Origin of the sequence: Variovorax nivicola, assembly GCF_051216475.1 — a bacterium.
In the GTDB taxonomy this organism is placed as follows: Bacteria; Pseudomonadota; Gammaproteobacteria; order Burkholderiales; family Burkholderiaceae_C; genus Variovorax.
Genome location: NZ_JBPJZK010000001.1, coordinates 272,636 through 290,423, shown reverse-complemented (window position 1 = coordinate 290,423; position 17,788 = coordinate 272,636). Strand labels below are relative to the sequence as shown.

At 62.8% G+C, this 17,788-nt stretch carries 16 protein-coding genes and 1 tRNA gene; 12 read left to right on the top strand and 5 right to left on the bottom strand.

Features of this window, described 5'->3' with window-relative positions:
- The first annotated feature begins 51 nt into the window (after positions 1–51).
- Complete coding sequence (locus tag ACSFBF_RS01330) at positions 52–858, top strand: PPK2 family polyphosphate kinase (RefSeq protein WP_435464581.1); 807 nt, start codon at positions 52–54, stop codon at positions 856–858.
- 25 nt (positions 859–883) lie between these two features.
- Here ACSFBF_RS01330 and ACSFBF_RS01325 read toward each other — a convergent pair whose 3' ends face one another.
- A complete protein-coding gene (locus tag ACSFBF_RS01325; RefSeq protein WP_435464580.1) occupies positions 884–1,552 on the bottom strand; it encodes a hypothetical protein in 669 nt (222 codons plus the stop codon).
- Positions 1,553–1,771: 219 nt separating this feature from the next.
- Between ACSFBF_RS01325 and ACSFBF_RS01320 the strand changes: the two genes are divergently transcribed.
- The gene (locus ACSFBF_RS01320; protein ID WP_435464579.1) at positions 1,772–3,715 is read left to right on the top strand and encodes a sensor histidine kinase; all 1,944 of its coding nucleotides are present in this window, start codon (positions 1,772–1,774) and stop codon (positions 3,713–3,715) included.
- 9 nt (positions 3,716–3,724) lie between these two features.
- Here ACSFBF_RS01320 and ACSFBF_RS01315 read toward each other — a convergent pair whose 3' ends face one another.
- Positions 3,725–5,437, bottom strand: a complete 1,713-nt coding sequence (locus tag ACSFBF_RS01315) for an acyl-CoA dehydrogenase family protein (protein ID WP_435464578.1) — start codon at positions 5,435–5,437, stop codon at positions 3,725–3,727.
- 279 nt (positions 5,438–5,716) lie between these two features.
- Between ACSFBF_RS01315 and ACSFBF_RS01310 the strand changes: the two genes are divergently transcribed.
- The 10 genes from ACSFBF_RS01310 to ACSFBF_RS01265 all read left to right on the top strand — a co-directional run bounded on the left by ACSFBF_RS01310 (position 5,717) and on the right by ACSFBF_RS01265 (position 15,281).
- Positions 5,717–6,556, top strand: a complete 840-nt coding sequence (locus tag ACSFBF_RS01310) for an AraC family transcriptional regulator (RefSeq protein WP_435464577.1) — start codon at positions 5,717–5,719, stop codon at positions 6,554–6,556.
- A 267-nt stretch (positions 6,557–6,823) separates the two neighbouring features.
- Complete coding sequence (locus tag ACSFBF_RS01305) at positions 6,824–7,816, top strand: class I SAM-dependent methyltransferase (RefSeq protein ID WP_435464576.1); 993 nt, start codon at positions 6,824–6,826, stop codon at positions 7,814–7,816.
- A 47-nt stretch (positions 7,817–7,863) separates the two neighbouring features.
- The gene (locus ACSFBF_RS01300) at positions 7,864–8,682 is read left to right on the top strand and encodes a hypothetical protein (protein ID WP_435464575.1); all 819 of its coding nucleotides are present in this window, start codon (positions 7,864–7,866) and stop codon (positions 8,680–8,682) included.
- Between the two features lie 25 nt (positions 8,683–8,707).
- A complete protein-coding gene (locus ACSFBF_RS01295) occupies positions 8,708–9,007 on the top strand; it encodes a DUF1330 domain-containing protein (RefSeq protein WP_435464574.1) in 300 nt (99 codons plus the stop codon).
- Between the two features lie 81 nt (positions 9,008–9,088).
- Positions 9,089–10,003 carry a DMT family transporter gene (locus ACSFBF_RS01290; RefSeq protein ID WP_435464573.1) on the top strand — a complete coding sequence of 305 codons (915 nt, stop codon included), beginning with the start codon at positions 9,089–9,091 and terminating at the stop codon, positions 10,001–10,003.
- 23 nt (positions 10,004–10,026) lie between these two features.
- Positions 10,027–10,752, top strand: a complete 726-nt coding sequence (locus ACSFBF_RS01285; protein WP_435464572.1) for an alanyl-tRNA editing protein — start codon at positions 10,027–10,029, stop codon at positions 10,750–10,752.
- 12 nt (positions 10,753–10,764) lie between these two features.
- The gene (locus tag ACSFBF_RS01280; protein ID WP_435464571.1) at positions 10,765–11,442 is read left to right on the top strand and encodes a Rieske 2Fe-2S domain-containing protein; all 678 of its coding nucleotides are present in this window, start codon (positions 10,765–10,767) and stop codon (positions 11,440–11,442) included.
- A 280-nt stretch (positions 11,443–11,722) separates the two neighbouring features.
- Complete coding sequence (locus ACSFBF_RS01275) at positions 11,723–12,817, top strand: Leu/Phe/Val dehydrogenase (protein WP_435464570.1); 1,095 nt, start codon at positions 11,723–11,725, stop codon at positions 12,815–12,817.
- The gene (gene argE / locus ACSFBF_RS01270) at positions 12,814–13,953 is read left to right on the top strand and encodes an acetylornithine deacetylase (protein WP_435464569.1); all 1,140 of its coding nucleotides are present in this window, start codon (positions 12,814–12,816) and stop codon (positions 13,951–13,953) included. Before ACSFBF_RS01275 ends, argE begins: the two co-directional genes overlap by 4 nt.
- Complete coding sequence (locus tag ACSFBF_RS01265; protein ID WP_435464568.1) at positions 13,950–15,281, top strand: MFS transporter; 1,332 nt, start codon at positions 13,950–13,952, stop codon at positions 15,279–15,281. Before argE ends, ACSFBF_RS01265 begins: the two co-directional genes overlap by 4 nt.
- A gap of 73 nt (positions 15,282–15,354) precedes the next feature.
- On the opposite strand, the gene ACSFBF_RS01260 is transcribed toward ACSFBF_RS01265, so the two are convergent.
- The 3 genes from ACSFBF_RS01260 to tilS form a co-directional block, all read right to left on the bottom strand.
- Positions 15,355–15,447 (bottom strand) — tRNA-Ser (locus ACSFBF_RS01260).
- A gap of 27 nt (positions 15,448–15,474) precedes the next feature.
- Complete coding sequence (locus ACSFBF_RS01255) at positions 15,475–16,743, bottom strand: aspartate kinase (protein WP_093056409.1); 1,269 nt, start codon at positions 16,741–16,743, stop codon at positions 15,475–15,477.
- Between the two features lie 55 nt (positions 16,744–16,798).
- Positions 16,799–17,776, bottom strand: a complete 978-nt coding sequence (tilS, locus tag ACSFBF_RS01250) for a tRNA lysidine(34) synthetase TilS (RefSeq protein ID WP_435464567.1) — start codon at positions 17,774–17,776, stop codon at positions 16,799–16,801.
- Positions 17,777–17,788 lie beyond the last annotated feature (12 nt).

Here is a 17,788-nt window from a genome sequence, read left to right as displayed (position 1 = left end):
GGTCGATCGCTTACGCTGTCGGCTTCGTTGTTCTTCACGGAGTCCCGCTACATGGCCAGCTTCAAGAAATACCGCGTCGACGGCAAGTTCAAGCTCTCGCACATCAACCCCGGCGACACGCCCTTCTGCGAGGGCGACGAAGCCTCTCAGCGCGCCGAGGTCGATGCGCTGGCCATTGAGCTCGACGAGTTGCAAGACCTGCTTCACGCGGAGGGCCGGCGCAAGCTGCTGCTGGTGCTGCAGGGCATGGACACCAGCGGCAAGGACGGCACCGTGCGCTGGGTGTTCTCGCGCACCTCGCCGCTGGGCGTGCGCGTGACGGCCTTCAAGGCTCCGACCGTGGACGAACGCGCGCGCGACTACCTCTGGCGCTGCCACGCCGTCGTGCCACGCACCGGCGAGATCATGGTGTGGAACCGCAGCCACTATGAAGACGTGCTGGTGCCCGTGGTCGAAGGCTGGATCGACAAGGCCGAGGCGAAGCGCCGCTACGCGCAGATCAACGACTTCGAGCGGCTGCTCACGGAGACCGGCACGGTGGTGGTCAAGTGCATGCTGCACATCGACAAGGACGAACAACGCGAACGCCTGCAGGCCCGCATCGACACGCCCGGCAAGCAATGGAAGTTCAGCATGGACGACCTGGAGGTGCGCACCAAGTGGAGCGCCTACCAGCAGGCCTACCAGAACGCGCTGGGCGCCACCTCGACCGAGCACGCGCCGTGGTACGTGGTGCCCGCCAACAGCAAGCGGCACCGCAACGTGATGATCGCGCAGTTGCTGGTGAAGACGATGCGTCAGATGAAGCTCAAGGCTCCCCCGCCGGACCCGGCGCTCAAGGGAATGATCGTCAAGTAAGGAGCCCGCGCGAGGCCGCCGAAGCTCAGGAGCGGCGGATCAGCGCCTGCGCCAGCACGCGGCACTTGCCGAACTCACAGCGCACCGCCCAGGTTCCGCCGTTGTCGCAAGGCACGTTGTAGGTTTCGTAGCCGGGGCCCTTGGCCGTCAGCTCGGCACGCGGCTGCAGGTTGCAGCGGCCGGCCTTGGCGAGCGTTTCGACGTTGTAGGTGTCGATGCCGGTGCGGCGCGGCTTCATGACGACGCCCGGGTCGAAGGTGTTGCCGTAGAACGAGTCGCGCACGTTGGGGTCGAGGTTGCGATAGCCGCGCTTGGCCATGCAATGCACGATGGCGATCTGCTGGTGCTCGGCGATCAGCTCCGAGTCGGGGCGGCCGTTCCAGTCGATGATGGCGGCGGTGATGCCGGTGTACGACGCCGCGGCGACGATGCCCTGCCCGTGCACCGTGATCAGGCCCAGGCCCAGCGCGCCCCACATGGCGTCGCCGGTTTCGCTGCGCGCCGTGATGCGGTTCGACGCCGTGCGGCATTCGGCCACGTCGTTGTCGTAACGCACCTTGTCCACGCCCTCCATGGCGACCATGGGCACATAGGAAGTGCCCTTGCCCGTTCCGGGCTCGGTGGGTGTAGTCGGTGCACTGGCGCAACCGGCCAGGGCCACGGCAGCGAACGCAATGCTCAGCAGCAGCTTCATGCAATCCCTCGTCTTCTTCGCGATAGTTGCGGGGATTTAACCATACATATAGTTACTCTTGAACCGCATTTGTCGTGAATGCACTACGGCCGACCTGGATCAGTGGGGCCGCAATAAGAAGCCCTGGGCAAGCAACATCGCGCGCATGGTTACAGAATGAGAAAATAGGTTACATAAGCATTGCCGCGTCAGCTTTGGGCGCGGCTCATCCGAACACCCTTGAACTACCGTCCCGCACCCTTCTTCGCCAACGTGGTGCTCGTCCTGTCGATGGCACTGCTGGGCGCCATCGGGGCCTTCCTGGGTGGGACGGCCGGCTTGCAGCAGTCCGACTCGCTGCTGCACCTGACGCGCGCCGACTGGCAGGTCGATGAAGCCTCGGGCTTCAGCACTCCGCCGTTGAAGCAGGACAGCGGCGCCCTGCCAGACACCTGGAAGCGGGTCGAACTGCCCCTGGCCCTTCCCATCGCGCTGCTGCGCCAGGCGGAGGCCGCCTCCACCAAGACGACGCGCACGACCTGGATCAGGCTGTCCACCCGCGGCCTGCCGCCCGACGCCGGGCCGCTGGCGCTGTACGGCATCCGGATCAAGACCGACGGCACCATCGCGGTCTATGCCGACGGCCAACTGGTCCACCGCGCACAGCAGTCGGGCCCGCTTTGGAACAGCACCCGCACCCCGCTGTGGGTCCAGCTGGACAACAGTGCCGACAGCAAGCCGCCCAGCGAGATCCTCCTGCGCCTGGAGCACACCCGCAACGCCCAGGTGGCGCTGTCGTCGCTGTGGATCGGCCCCATCGACGCGCTCAGGGGCCGCTACGGCATGCGCCAGTGGCTGCAGCAGGAGCTGCCCGCGATGCTCGGCGCTGCGTTCATGGCCGTGGGTGTGTTCGCGCTGTTCGTGTGGTTCCGGCGCCGCGACGAAACGGGCTACCTGCTGTTCTTCAACCTCGCGGCCACCTCCTTCATGCGAGGACTGCATTTCTACGTGAGCCTGCCCGTTGCCAACGACTGGTTCGCGTGGCTGACCGTCAACTCGCTCTTCTGGCTGGTGATGGTGGTGCACTTCTTCCTGCGCCAGCTGCACGGCCTGCAGCTCAAGTGGCTGACCGTCGGCGTGGTCGTGGCGACCACCACCATCGGCATCGCCACCCTGCCCGGCTTGAACATCGTGCAGAACACGCCGCAGGTCACGCCGCTGATCTACGCTGTCGCGGCGCTGATGGGCTCCCTGGTCTGCCTGGTGGGTAGCGTCAGCGCATGGCGCCGCTCCACCGAAGGCCGGCTGGTCGCGGTCGGCATCGGCATCTGCGTGCTGCTGGGCATGACCGACTGGCTGCTGCAGAACAACTTCATCAGCCCCGAAGGCTGGTACCTGGGGGCGTACACCAACGCCGTCACCTTCAGCGTGTTCGGTGCGCTGATGTACCGCCGCTACATGCACGCTATCGGCGAGGTCGAGCAGCTCAACGCGAGCCTTGCGCAGCGCCTGCAGAAGCGCGAGGCCGAGCTCGAGCTCAGCCACCGGCGGCTGCGCGAGGTCGAGCGCCTGCAGACCATCAGCGACGAACGCCAGCGCCTGATGCAGGACATGCACGACGGCCTCGGCTCTTCGCTGATCAGCGCCATCCGCTCGGTCGAGGGCGGCGGCATGAGCGACGACAAGGTCTCGCAGATTCTCAAGAGCTGCCTCGACGACCTGAAGCTCACGCTCGACTCGCTGGAGCCCATCGAGGCCGACCTGCTGCTGCTGCTGGCCACGCTGCGCTACCGGTTGGACCCGCGGCTCGAAGGCACCGGTGTTTCGCTGCGGTGGGAAGTGCAAGAGCTGCCGGCCCTCGACTGGCTCGACCCGTCGAGCGCGCTGCACATCCTGCGCATCGTGCAGGAAAGCATTTCGAACATCCTGCGGCACACGCGCGCAACGGAGATACGCGTGGGCACCTCGCTGGAAGGCGCGGGCGTGCAGGTGACGATCGAGGACAACGGCCAGGGCTTCGACGTCCAGAAGGTGATGGGCAATCAGTCCGCGGGGGGCCGAGGCCTGCAGAACCAGCGGCGACGAGCACAGGCGATCAAGGGCGTGGTCCAGTGGGAATCGAAACCGACGGGAACGCGGTTCGTGTTGTGGCTGCCATTGCAGCGGGAACGCCAGTCGGCTTGAGACCAGCCTTCAGATGGAAGCCGACTGCGCCGCCGCAGTCACATCGGCGCGAGAGACGATTCCGCGCAGATCTGCCCCTGTAGCCAAAGTCCCCATCACACCGGCGTGCTGACCGCCCAGGCGCGACTCGACGAAGCGCTGTGCCACCGCGCCATCGCTGTGCCTGAGCATTTCGCTCGCCTGGAGCGCAAGGGCCATGCGCGTCACGATGGCGCGCGAATTGCCTTCATCGACCGCGCCTGCACTGAGTTCGTCGCGTAAACCGGCGATGAACTTCGCATACGCCGCGTTGGCAACTCCTGGCTGGGAGACTTCATCGAGAAAGACTTCGAGCGAACCCTTCTCGCGGCCAAGCGCACGCACCACGTCCATGCACATCATGTTCGTCGTGCCTTCCCAGATCGAATTGAGCGGCGCCTCGCGATACAGCCGCGCAATGGGGTTCTCCATGATGAAGCCGTTGCCACCGTGCACCTGCAATGCCTCGTAGACGAAGTACGTCGCGCGCTGGCAGTTCCAGTACTTGACCACGGGCGTTGCCACGCGGGCGAGAAGCCGCTCCCGTTCGTTCGATTCCATGCTGTCGGTTGCGCGTGCGACGCGCATCGCCGACAGCATGGCCGCTTCGCTTTCCAGCGCCAGGTCTGCCAGCACATTCGTCTGCATGGGCAGGTCGGCCATCCGGCGGCCGAAGCCGTCGCGTGTCGATGCGTGGTTGATCGCCAGCGTGAGCGCCTGGCGCATCAGGCCTGCAGAACCCACTGCAAAGTCGAGGCGGGTCAGATGTGCATGCGAGAGGATCTCGCGGATGCCGCGTCCCTCTTCGCCGACCAGCATCGCCCAGGTCTTGTTGAACTCGACCTCGCTCGATGCATTGGAACGGTTTCCGCACTTGTCCTTCAGGCGCTGTACGGCAACTCGGTTGGCACTGCCGTCCGGCAGGAAGCGCGGAACGAAAAGACAGCTCACGCCCGAACTGGTTTGAGCCAGCGTGTAGAAGCCGTCAGAAGTCGGAACCGAGAAGAACCACTTGTGGCCCGTCACGTTGTAGATGCAGGCGCCGTTCTCGGTGCCAACGAAAGTGGCGGTGGTCTGCGTCTGGCGCAGATCGGAGCCGCCCTGCTTCTCGGTCATGGCATAGCCGATCACGGCGCCCGTTTTCTGTGGGAGCGGCAAGCGGCGTGGGTCGTAGCGACCGGAAAGTGTCTTCTCCCTCCAGAGTGCAAACTCCGGCCGCCCCGAAAAACCGGCGCAGGCTGCGTATGCCATGCCGGTGGGGCAGCCGGTGCCGTTCTCGACCTGGTTCCACAGGTAGCTCAGCACCGCACGCGCAAGGTGGCCTGACGGCTCATTGGTTGTCCATGCAAGGCTCGGTACGCCGTGCGCGAAACCCAGGGCCATGAGTTGATGCCATGCGGGATGAAACTCGACCCAGTCCAGGCGGTTGCCGAAACGGTCATGCGTGCGCAGCTGCGGACTGTGTTCGTTGGCCAATCGCGCAAGGTCCTGCACCTCTTCATTGCCCGCCAATGCGCCGACCGCCGTTGCGTCGGGAATGCTCCAGGACACGTGGCGCGCTACCAGTTCTCGTAGAGCCACATCGCCTGTGAATGCGTTGTGGCCGGTGCAAGCGTTGGCCTGGTTGAATACCCTGTGCGTCTCGACGCCATCGGCCAGGGGAAACTGAAACGCCAGAGCCGTACTTTCGAGGGGCATGTTCATGAAGGTCTCCAGGAGTTCGCCGCGCTGCGGGCATAGTGAATCATTCTTCGCGATTCGTGAACCCGAATCCGTTCTTTCCCGCGCCGGGCACGCGACACACCAGGACCGCAAAATGGCACAGTCTTTGCGTGCTCAAGGTACAGCGACCTGGCGCCGCCCCGCCCGCTCCCCAGATCGCGCCGTAGTCACTGGAATAGACAGCCTTGCTCACCATTCAGGTGCCATGCAACCGGTTGGACGCTGAAAGCGTTACAACCGCTGATCCAAACGGAGGCTTCGTTGGCCAAGCTGGACCCTCTGAATACATCGCGCTACTGGCATGTGCCCGGCATGCCGGGCATGGACATGCTGCATGCGGACTTCACGACGCATGAATACGCGCCCCACGTGCACCATTCCTTCGTGATCGCGGTCACCGAGGTTGGAGGCGCCGAATTCAAGAGCCGCGGCCGCACGGGCCTTGCCAATCAGCAGGCGCTCCTCGTCTTCAACCCTGCCGAACCCCATTCGGGCCGCATGGGCGGCAGTGCCCGCTGGCGGTACCGCGCCCTCTATCTGGCCGAGCCGGGCATCAGGCATCTGATGACGACACTGGGCATCGATCAGACCCGGTACTTCGGATCGAACATCTATTGCGATCAGGATCTCATCGGCAGCTTTCTGGAGCTGCATCGCGCTTATGACGGGAACAGCGATCAATGGGACCCTCTACGGCAGCAGGAGTTGTTCGTCCATAGCTTCGGAACGCTCTTCCAGAGCCACGCGCAGCCAGGGCAACGCGTGCTCCCGGTGCCGGCAGATGCCAACGTACTCGCGCCGGTGCTGGAACTGCTGCGCGACTCCTTCGCTGAGCGATTGACCCTCGAGCAGATGGCGGCAACCGCCGACCTGACGCCCTTCCAGCTGATCGGCGCATTCAACCGCACGATCGGATTGACGCCGCACACGTACCTGACTCAGTTGCGGCTCAGGGCAGCCATCAGGCACCTCACTGCGGGCCGGCCGCTTATCGAAGCGGCCGTTGCAAGCGGCTTTTACGACCAGAGCGCGCTCACCAGGCATTTCAAGCGCACCTTCGGCATGACGCCTCTCCAGTACGTCCGCGCACGGACCTGCTGAGAGGCCGCTTCCCCGGCCCTCGAGCCATGCGCTGAGGGCCTTCCTTCTTCCGCTCCTTTGTTCCCGCCCGGCTCGCGCGGCAGGCCTCGCCGCGACCGTACCGCTCAGCTCGCGCCGAATTCCGTTTTAGTTTTTTGACGCGAGTGGTTCTGGCCGCAATTTTTACCAATACGGGTTTCTCCGCGCTGACTATCGTGCAACTAAATGGTTTCGGCCACTGCAAAGTAATCAGTTCGTTTTCAATAGTGTTTAACCCACAGGTGACCCATGCAAAATGTTGATCGCGGCATTACTGGTTCCTCCCTCGCAGGCTCTGCAATCCTGCTGGAAATAGGTGCGGAATACGGAATCATTGAATTTCTCCAGAAATCACCGATCGTGGACGCCGCAACAGCGTCCCGATCCTGCGGAATAAGGGAATCCGTGATTTCTGCCTACCTCGACTCCTTGAGCAAGGCGGGAATCATCGATGTCTTGAATGAAAAAGCACCGGCAACCTACAGGGCCGGCAGCAATTTCGACGAACTGATCAATGAGGTCGGATATCTCTCCTGGGCGCTGCGCGCTTGTGCCCCCTTGATCAACAACGCAAAAGAATTTTCCGAGCACAACGAGGAGGCGCAACTCAAATACCCCCGCAGCGGAGGTCTGGTCGCTCGCACATCGAAATGGATGGGCGAAAAATCCTTCTATCCGCAGCCGGAAAATGCCATCGTCGCGATGGCACCAAAGAAAATCGTAGATCTTGGATCAGGCTCCGGAGGGTTCCTGATTCGCATGCTCAGGAAAATTCCGGGCTCAAAAGGCGTTGGAATTGATCTGAGCGCGTCGGCCACCGAACAGGCCGTTCGCGCAGCCAGTGAAGCGGGAATGAGCGACAGGCTCCAGTTCGTGACGGCTCCCATCCAGATCCTCACGGAAGACGCGTCTCTCATCAGGGACGCGGACATCATCCACGCGGGATTTGTCATGCACGATCTTCTTCCCGCCGAAGAAGAAACGCTCGACGCATTGCTGCGTGCCTGCTGCGCCAATGCAATCAAGGGCACGCTGATCATCGTCGATGCGATTCCTGTTGCTCAATCCAGCTGGGAAAAGCCGTTCGCCGCGGCATTCAATCATCTGCACAATCATTTCATGTCCAGAAAACTCCTCAGTGAAGACGAATGGACTGAAAAATTGTTCCGCGCGGGCTTTTCCAATGTGCGGGTCGAAATACTTGATCACCCTGGAGGGCGAATGTTGATGGCAAGTAAATAATTGAGTTCCCACGGCATTTTTTAACCAACTGTAATTAGGAGCACGAAATGAGCGTTACCATTTCCGATCTGGTTGATAGAGTTAAAAGTCATCGCTGCTATTCCCACCCGATTTTCAAGAATTGGGTCAAGATCGAGCCGGAGCCTCCTGTTGTGGGCGCTCTTTTCCACCAGATCCAGAGCTTCTGCGCTTCGACGCGCCCCGGATGGAATTTTCCGGACGCGCTCAAGGAGCACGGGCTGCACAGGCAGAGCGAGTTGCTGGAAGAAATCGTCGAGAGCGAATCGGGCCACGGTCCCGAACTGGCGACGATGGCGGGATACATCGTCAATCAGTCGGCCGAAAAGCCCGTGTTTGCGGACCTGTACAACCAGGAGAAGGTCGAAGCGAAGCTCAAGGACTTTTCCAACCAGTTGCTCGGCTCCCTGCCCGGCTACGACATGGACACCGGGTTGACCGCGCAAGTCCGCAAGGCCATCGGCGTCTTCGATCACCGCAAGCTGACAGACATCGAAAACACCTACCGGAATCTCGGCACCACGCTGGCGCTGGAAATGATCTCTAACCAGCAATTGATTCCAGGCGAAAAGTATTGCCTGGTGGACAGCGGCATCTACAACGCCGACCTCGAAGTGCCTGAAATGCACTACCTGCTGGAGCACTGGGGCGAAGTCGGCGCCGAGCAGCACCACGAGCAGAACGCCCGCACCGCGGTCGAACTCGCGCTGAAAACCGAGTACGCCCACCTGGTCATCGAAGGCGCGGATGATTTTCTCGATTCGCTGACCGGCCTCTGGGACGTTCTGGATGCGGCATTGCTGCAATCCGGTGTCGCCGCGGAGCAGAGAAAAGTGGCCTACGTATAACGGCGGCCCCAAGCCTGGTTGTCATATGGTCGCCTATCTGATTGGCCGGATGTCCATTGTGGACCCGGATCAATACAACCAATACAAGCAACTCACGCCCGGGATCATAGAAAAGTTCGGAGGCAGGTTTCTGACGCGGGGAGGCGAGCGCATGCATTTGGAAGGCGCTCTGGACGATCGGCGCGTGGTTCTTGTTGAATTCCAATCCGTCGATGCGGCGAGAAAATTCTACGAATCGCCGGAATACACCTTTGCAAAGGGATTGCGAAAGGATGCTGCGGCCGATATGCAGCTCATGGTGATCGAGGGATTTGAAGAGCGTTAGCTTTTTGCCCTGACCTTTTGATTATTTAAAAACAAACTGGCTGGCACGACCGATGGAGACCCGGTCGTGCCGGAATGAAATATGACGACTATTGCCCTACCTGTTGCTTCAAAAAGCAAAAACTTCTTTTCCTTCGTTGCGCTTCTGCTTGGCGCGGCGGCGTTGGCGCTGGGCGGCGTTTTTCTTCGCCACAGCGAACTGCCTCCGACCGCGAGTGCGGTCTATCGGGTCGCGCTGGCAATTCCGATTTTCTTTCTGCTCGACATGCTTGCGGCAAGAGCCGAGCCCGCACGCACGACCGGCTCGCCCTCTGAAAAAATGCCGGCTATTCCGGTCAAGCTCATTCTTGTCGGATTCATTTTTTCCGGGAATCTGGCGCTCTATCACTGGTCAATGACGCTGACCACACTGGCCAACTCCAATCTTCTTGCCAACCTCGCCCCGATCTTCGTGGTGCTCGGGTCCAACCTGTTTTTGGGTAAGAAATTCAAGCCCGGCTTCCTGTTCGGGATGCTGTTTGCGCTGGCCGGCGCATTCATCCTGATCGGACATCGGCTGGATTTCGGGTCGACCTACATGGCGGGGAACCTGTTAGGTCTTTTGACTGCATTTTTTTATGGCTCGTATCTTCTGGCGGTCAGCCTCGTGCGCTCGAACTATCGAACGATGACCGTCATGGCATGGAGCAGCGTCGGCACGCTGATCATTCTCTTGCCCATCACGCTCTTGCGCGGCGAGTCGCTTGTTCCGCACACGATCAACGGGATGCTGATGCTGCTGGCCCTGGCTGTCGTGTCTCATGTCGGAGGTCAAGGCCTCATTGCTTATGCGCTGGCCAAGCTCCCGGCCGCGCTTTCTTCAATCACCCTGCTGATACAGCCTGTCATTGCAACCGTGCTCGGCGCCTATCTGTTCCATGAATATCTGAGCGCCACCGAATTTGCGGGGGCCGTGATCATTCTGATCGGCATCGTTACCGCACGACGATTTTCTTAAGCGCTCCGTCAACCGAGGAATTCATGTCTCCTTATCTCTGCCATATCGAACCCGATTGCTTTCAATTCGAAGCCAATGTCATAGCACGCCGCCCGAATGCGGTTCTTCTCGACCGGTCCTTCTTCTATCCGGGCGGTGGCGGGCAATTGGCGGATCGCGGCACGCTGCAATGGAATGGTGGCGAGATCAAGATCAGCCGGGTCGAAACGGAGGGCCGCAATGCGTGGCACTGCTTCGACGAAAGCGAAACCGCCACGATCCCCGGCGATAAGGTCGTCGCCAAAGTGGACCAGGATTTCCGCTTCATGATGAGCCAATTGCACACGGGCCTGCACATCCTCAATGCGCTCGTCTATCAGCGCTTCGAGGGCTCGCTGGTAACGGGTGTGCAAATGGCGGCCGACGGCACGGCCCGTATCGACTTCGACCTGCCTGCAGCCGACAACAACGAGTTGCGTAAGCTCGAGCCCGAGCTCAATACCCTCATCTCCGATGGGCTGCAGGTGAATGCGGTGTACCTCGATGCGGCCGGACTCTCGCGCGAACCCGGGGTGCTCCGCAGCCGGTCTGTTGCACCGCCGAGCCAGGACGACGGCACCACGCGCATCATCGAAATCGTAGGACTCGACCGGCAGGCCTGCGGCGGCACGCATCTTTCGAAGACTTCGCAATCGGCACCGTTGCGCATCCTGAAGATCGAGAACAAGGGACAGCACAACCGGAGGATCCGGATCGGCCTGGTCAGATAAGACGAGCGAGCCATGCCGCCCGTTGAACCGCTCCCCTCGCGCCCTCTGCCCGAGGGCTTTTTGCCTCCGAACTGCACGTTCTCCGAGCAAGACTGGCCGGTTCTGGCTAGGCAATGGTTTCCGGTCTCACGTGTCGACGAGGTGCCGACAAAACCCAGGCAGGTGATCTTGCTTAACCTGAGGTTGGCCATCTATCGCATGCCCGATGGCATTCGCATCGGCCGAGACATGTGCCCGCATCGCGGGCTGCCTTTGAGCACGGGGCGCATCGAAGACGACGAGCTGGTCTGCGCCTACCACGGCCTGCGCTATGGGTCCGATGGGCAATGCCGCAAGGCCCCCGAGAAGCTTGCACTCAAGACGGTGGAATGCTTCAGGATCACGATGTTTCCGGCTATTGAACGCCATGGCCTTGTCTGGACTTGCCTGATTCCTCAAGGCGAACCGGGAATACCGGATATTCATTCGACGATTGAAGCTTCTTACGTGGAGCGTCCGGCATCGCCAATCAAACTTCAATATGAAGATTGGATGGGCGTGGCGAAATTTGAATTCTCCAACGGTGAGATAACAATCGATCCCGAGCATCACCAATCGCTGCAGGATCTCACGCTGAACGAGTACCAAAGGCTGTTCGGAGAGATGGGATTGATCACGACGGCACCCGCATTGCAGCCGTCCCGCGCCTGATCTTGCGGCGCCAAATTTTCACCAATATCACTGCGTCCCCCGATGTCATGCTGTGCCCAACAGCGAGGCCATCACATGACGCAATCATTCCGCCAAGCAAGCCCTGAAGTTCTGTCGCTCACCGACGCGGTGCTCGACGTCCCTCCAGTAGAGCTATCGCTATATCTACACCGCTTGCTGCTGTTTCTAGCCTGCACTCCCGGGCATTGATGCGGCAGCGGCCCTGGAGCAGGCCGCGTCCGCATTCGTTCACATCGAAACTTAAAAAACAGATAAATAAATGACAGTCTTCTCTACCGAGTCTTTTGCGGACCACGAACAGGTCGTCTTCGTATCCGACGATCGGGTCGGGCTCCGGGCCATCATCGCCATCCACAGCACCCGGCTCGGGCCGGCCCTGGGCGGATGCCGCATGTATCCCTACGCCGACGAAGCCTCCGCCCTGCGCGACGTGCTTCGCCTGTCGCGTGGAATGACTTTCAAGGCCGCGGCCGCGGGACTCGGCCTGGGCGGCGGAAAGTCGGTGATCCTCGGCGACCCGCGCAAGAGCAAGACGCCCGAACTGCTGCGGGCGATGGGCGTGGCGGTCAACCGCCTGGGGGGCCGCTACATCACCGCCGAGGACGTTGGCACCACTGTCGCCGACTTCGCCTGGGTACGACAAAACACCCGGCACGTGGTCGGGTTGCCGGAAGAACTGGGCGGCACCGGAGATCCTTCGCCGACCACGGCATTAGGCGTCTATCACGGCATCGTGGCCAGCGTCGCACATCGACTGGATCGCGACCTGCGCGGGCTGACGGTGGCGGTGCAAGGCCTGGGCAACGTCGGCTGGAGCTTGTGCCGGCTGCTCGCCGGCGCAGGGGCACGCCTTACGGTATCCGACGTCGATGCAGCGCTCGCGCGCAAGGCCTGCGCCGAGTTCGATGCACGGGCGGTCGCGCCCGACGCGATCTACGCCGTTCAGGCCGACGTGTTCTCTCCATGCGCGATGGGTGCCGTCGTGAACGATCAAACCCTGCCGCAGATGAAGTTCCGGGTGATCGCCGGCGGCGCCAACAACCAGCTGGCCCGCGACGAACATGGCAGGCAGTTGCGCGACAAGGAGATCCTTTACGCACCGGACTTCGTGATCAACGCGGGCGGCCTGATCCGTGTGGCGTCGGAGCACGAGGGCTTCAATCCCCCGAAGGTGAAGTCTCAGGTGGAGGCCATCGGCGCCACGCTGCACCGGATCTTCGAACTCGCCGAACGCACGGGCACTCCGACGCAGTCCGCGGCCATGCAGCTCGTGCAGGAGCGGCTGGAAGGCGGCAACTCCGGCAAAAGCGTCAACAACAGCGCCAGCAGCGCCCTGGCCGAGCGCGTCGCATGACCACCATTGAGATCCTGAGAACCCTCGTGGCATTCGACACGACCTCGCATCGCTCGAACCTCGACCTGATCCACTGGATCGCCGACTACCTCGCGGGGCACCGGGTGAAGGTGCACCTCGTGCACAGCGAGGACAAGCGGAAGGCGAACCTGCTTGCCAGTATCGGCCCGGACACGACGGGCGGCATGGTGCTCTCGGGGCACAGCGACGTCGTGCCCGTGACCGACCAGAACTGGAGCGCCAATCCCTTCACGCTGGTCGAGCGCGACGGCCGTTTCCACGGCCGTGGCGCGGCGGACATGAAGGGCTTCATCGCCGCCTGCCTGTCGGCCGTGCCTGCGTGGCAGCGGCGGCCCTTGAGCCGTCCGATCCACCTCGCGTTCTCCTACGATGAGGAGATCGGGTGCCTCGGCGTTCCGCAGCTGGTGGAGCGCCTGAAGACGCAGGTACCCGCCCCCGCGCTGGCCATCATCGGCGAGCCGACCGAGATGCGAGTCGGCGTCAGGCACCGCGGCTTCTTCGGGCACCGGGCGCTCTTCACCGGGCTTCCCGCGCATTCGAGCGACCCATCGCTCGGCGCCAGCGCGATCGAGCCCGCCGCCTACCTGGTCACCTGCCTGGCCGGACTGCGGCGCAGCTTTGCCAGTCGGGGTGGCGAGGCCACCATCAACATCGGCCGGATCGACGGGGGCACCGCCATCAACATCGTGCCGGGCTGCTGCGAGGTCTTGTGGGAGTTTCGTCCGCAGGATGAAGCGGCCGCAGAGCTTGTGCGCGACGTGGTCCGGGATGCCTTGATGGACCTTCCCGCTGGCGTCACGGTCGAGGCCGTGCAGGTAGCGGGCGTGCCGGCGCTGTCGGCACGCGACAACGACGCGGCGGTCTCGGTCGCGCGCGAACTCGGCGCGCTCTGGCCTGAGGCGGAATTGCCGTTCGGCACCGAAGCGGGCTTCTTCCAGCAAGTCGGTATTTCAACGGTGGTATGCGGCCCCGGCTCCATCGCGCAGGCCCATCAGCCGGACGAATGGATCTCTGCAACCCAGCTGCAAGCGGCCGATCGCTTCATGCAATCGGCCGGTGCATGGGCGCTCTGCGAAGCAGATGTCTCACCCGTCCCATCTCTCAAGACAGCATGAAAAACCTCGACGCAGCCACGGTGGCTTATGCCACCAGCGCCTTCGGCACCCTCGCCTCCACCGAGCCCCACGATGCAACGCGCCGGATGATTCCCGCAGCGGTCATCGGCAACACGCTCGAGTGGTTCGACTTTGCCGTCTATGGCTTCTTCGCGATCACGATTTCCAAACTGTTCTTCCCCACGGGCGACGAAACCTCTTCGCTGTTGCTGACCGTGGCGACGTTCGGCGTGGGCTTCGTGATGCGGCCGATCGGCGCGGTGATTCTTGGTGCGCTCGGCGACACGCACGGACGAAAAGCCGCGTTGTCGACAACGATCCTCCTGATGGCGCTTGGAACGGCAATGATCGGCCTGGCGCCGACGTACGCCGATGCGGGCCTCTGGGCGCCCGCGTGGATCGTGCTGGCGAGGCTGATCCAGGGCTTCTCCGCCGGCGGCGAGGTTGGAGGGGCAACAGCGTTTCTCGTCGAGCACGCGCCGAAAGATCGCAAGGGCTATTTCGCGAGCTGGCAGCAGGCGAGCCAGGCCGGCGCACTTCTGCTCGGTTCGCTCTTCGGCGCGACGCTGACGGGGGTTCTGAGCCCCCAGCAGCTGGAAGCGTGGGGCTGGCGAATCCCATTCCTGTTCGGCCTGATCATCGGCCCGGTGGGCTGGTACATCCGCGCCAAGACGCGGGAGCCCGCGACCTTCGAGCGGGCCAGGGCCGCCAATCAGCAGGCGTCGCCGCTGAAGCAGGTGATCGGCTCGTACCGCAAGGAAATCGTTGCCGGGTTCGGCGTCACCATCGTGTGGACGGTGTGCACGTATTTCTTTCTGGTCTACATGCCGACGTATGCCGTGCGCACGCTGAAGCTGCCGCTGAGCGCATCGCTGTGGGCCAACGGCGCCGGGCTTCTGGTGCTGGTCGTGCTGGCGCCGGTTTTCGGCGGGCTGTCGGACCGGATCGGACGCCGGCCGCTGCTGATCGGGTTCGCTGCGGCGATCCTCGTGCTGGCCTATCCGGCGCTCTGGCTGCTCACAGCGTTTCCGAGTGCTGCGACCTTGACGGCGGTGCTGGTCGTCTTTGCCGTGCTGATCGCCGGGTTCACCGGCCCCGCTCCCGCCGCCATGGCCGAGCTCTATCCACCGCAGGTGAGGTCCACGGGGCTGTCCATTGCGTACAACTTTGCTGTCACGATCTTCGGAGGCTTTGCGCCATTCATTGCCACGGCGCTGATCGCCCGGACCGGGAGCCCACTTGCCCCCGCGTGGTACGTGATGTTCGCTGCGGCCGCCAGCCTGGCGGCGCTCTTGGTCGGAGGTTCGGCGCTGCGCAACAAGGCTTAGTGCCAAAGTTCTTTTCGGCCGTGTGGGCAGGAAAAGAAAAAGCCCCTGTAGCGAGGCTACAGGGGCTTTTGTCTGGCGGAACCGGAGGGATTCGAACCCTCGATGAGGCTCTACACCCCATACTCCCTTAGCAGGGGAGCACCTTCGGCCACTCGGTCACAGTTCCTGAAAGAAGCCGAGATTATGCCATCACTTAGGCGCTCGGTTGGTCGAGATCGAACGCTTTATGCAACGCTCGCACGGCCAGTTCCATATATTTTTCGTCGATCACGACCGAGGTCTTGATTTCGCTGGTCGAGATCATCTGGATGTTGATGCCCTCTTCGCTCAGCACGCGGAACATCTTGCTCGCCACGCCCACGTGGCTGCGCATGCCGATGCCGACGATGCTGACCTTGCAGATCTTCGTGTCGCCGACGATCTCGGTAGCGCCCAGCGAGGGCATGACCTTCGACTGCAGCAGGTCGATCGTCTTCGCGTACTCGTTGCGGTGCACGGTGAAGCTGAAGTCGGTCTTGCCGTCCTTGCTGAGGTTCTGGATGATCACGTCGACTTCGATGTTGGCGTCTGCCACGGCACCGAGGATGTGATACGCGATGCCGGGCTTGTCGGGCACGCCGAGCACCGAGATCTTGGCTTCGTCGCGGTTGAATGCGATGCCGGATACGACGGCTTGTTCCATGTTTTCGTCTTCCTCGAAAGTGATCAGCGTGCCGGACTTGGCCTCTTCATTGATGTCGATGTCCCACGGCGTGAAGCTCGAAAGCACACGCAGCGGCACCTTGTACTTGCCGGCGAATTCCACCGAGCGGATTTGCAGCACCTTGGAGCCAAGGCTCGCCATTTCGAGCATTTCTTCGAAGCTCACGGTCGTCAGGCGGCGCGCATCGGGCTCGACGCGCGGATCGGTCGTGTAGACACCGTCGACGTCGGTATAGATCAGGCATTCGTGCGCCTTCATGGCCGCGGCAATGGCCACAGCCGAGGTGTCGCTGCCGCCACGGCCCAGCGTGGTGATGTTGCCGTCGTCGTCCACGCCCTGGAAGCCGGTAATGACCACCACCTTGCCGGCGTTCAGGTCGGCCATCACGCGCTCGTCGTCGATGCTTTCGATGCGGGCCTTGGTGTACGAGTTGTCGGTGCGAACCGAAACCTGCCAGCCCGCATAGCTCACGGACTCAACACCCTCTGCCTGAAGTGCAATGGCCAGCAGCGCCGACGATGCCTGCTCGCCGGTCGAGGCCAGCATGTCGAGCTCGCGGTTGTGGGCCACGCCGGGTTTGCTGGGCGCCAGTTCCTTGGCCAGGCCGAGCAGACGGTTGGTCTCGCCGCTCATGGCACTCGGAACCACGATCATCTGGTGGCCTGCGCGCGCCCACTTGGCGACGCGCTTGGCGACATTCTTGATGCGCTCGGTCGAGCCCATCGACGTACCGCCGTATTTGTGAACGATCAATGCCATGGATGAAATCAGAGAAAAGGAAAGGGCCGCTTGAAAGGCGGCGCCCTGCAAGCTGTCAGAGCAAAGTCTTCGGCGAGGGCGGGGCATTGTACCAATGCAGGAAATCGCCCTGCCGCTCGGCGAAACCGGCGGCCACCTTGAGGTGGATGCGGTGGCCCCGCGTGGTGCAGGCGCGGACCTGGTCCAGCAGCTGGTCGAGCTGCGCGGCGCTGGGGGCGCAGCCGTACGACTGCATCAGCCAGTGCCGCAGCGCGTTGGCCTGGCGGGCACGCGACAGCGTCTGCAGCGCCGCGATGCGCGGCGGGCTGCCCACGGCTTCCAGGTCTTGCGCCGCCAGTTCGTTCAGCAGTTGCTGCGCCTGCGCGGCGTGGCCGGCGCTGCGCGCGAACGTGGCGCGGAACTGCGGAAAGGCCTGCTCCAGCGCGGGCAGCAGCACGGAGCGGATCCTGTTGCGGGTGTAGCGCGCGTCGTCGTTGGTCGGGTCTTCGATCCACGGCAGATCGCGGCCGGCCAGCCATTCGCGGATGTCGGCGCCGGCAACCGCAAGCAGCGGCCGGTAGATGTCGAGCCCATGGCGTTGTGCATGCGCCGGCATGGCCGCCAGCCCCGGCAGCCCCGCGCCGCGCGACAGCGCCAGCAGCAGGGTTTCGACCTGGTCGTCGGCATGATGCCCCAGCGCTATGGATTTGATAGCCGCCCTCGCCCCATCAGCGCGGGCCATATCGGCAAACGCCCCGTAGCGGGCACGCCGGGCCGCGTCTTCAGGGCTGTCGCCGGGCGCATGCCGGGCATCGACGCGATGAGCGACCAGCGGCACGGCCATGTGTTCGCACACCGCGCGGCAATGCTGCTCGAAGCCATCGGCCGCAGCCTGCAGCCCGTGATGTACATGAAAGGCAACCACCTGCCCCGGCCAGCGCGCTGCACAGGCGGCCAGCAAGGCGGTTGAATCGGCGCCGCCGCTGAACCCCACCGCCAGCGGCCAGTGCGCCGGCTCGAACGCGGCAATGGCGCGTTCGAAAGCGGAGTTCATGACAGCGCCCGC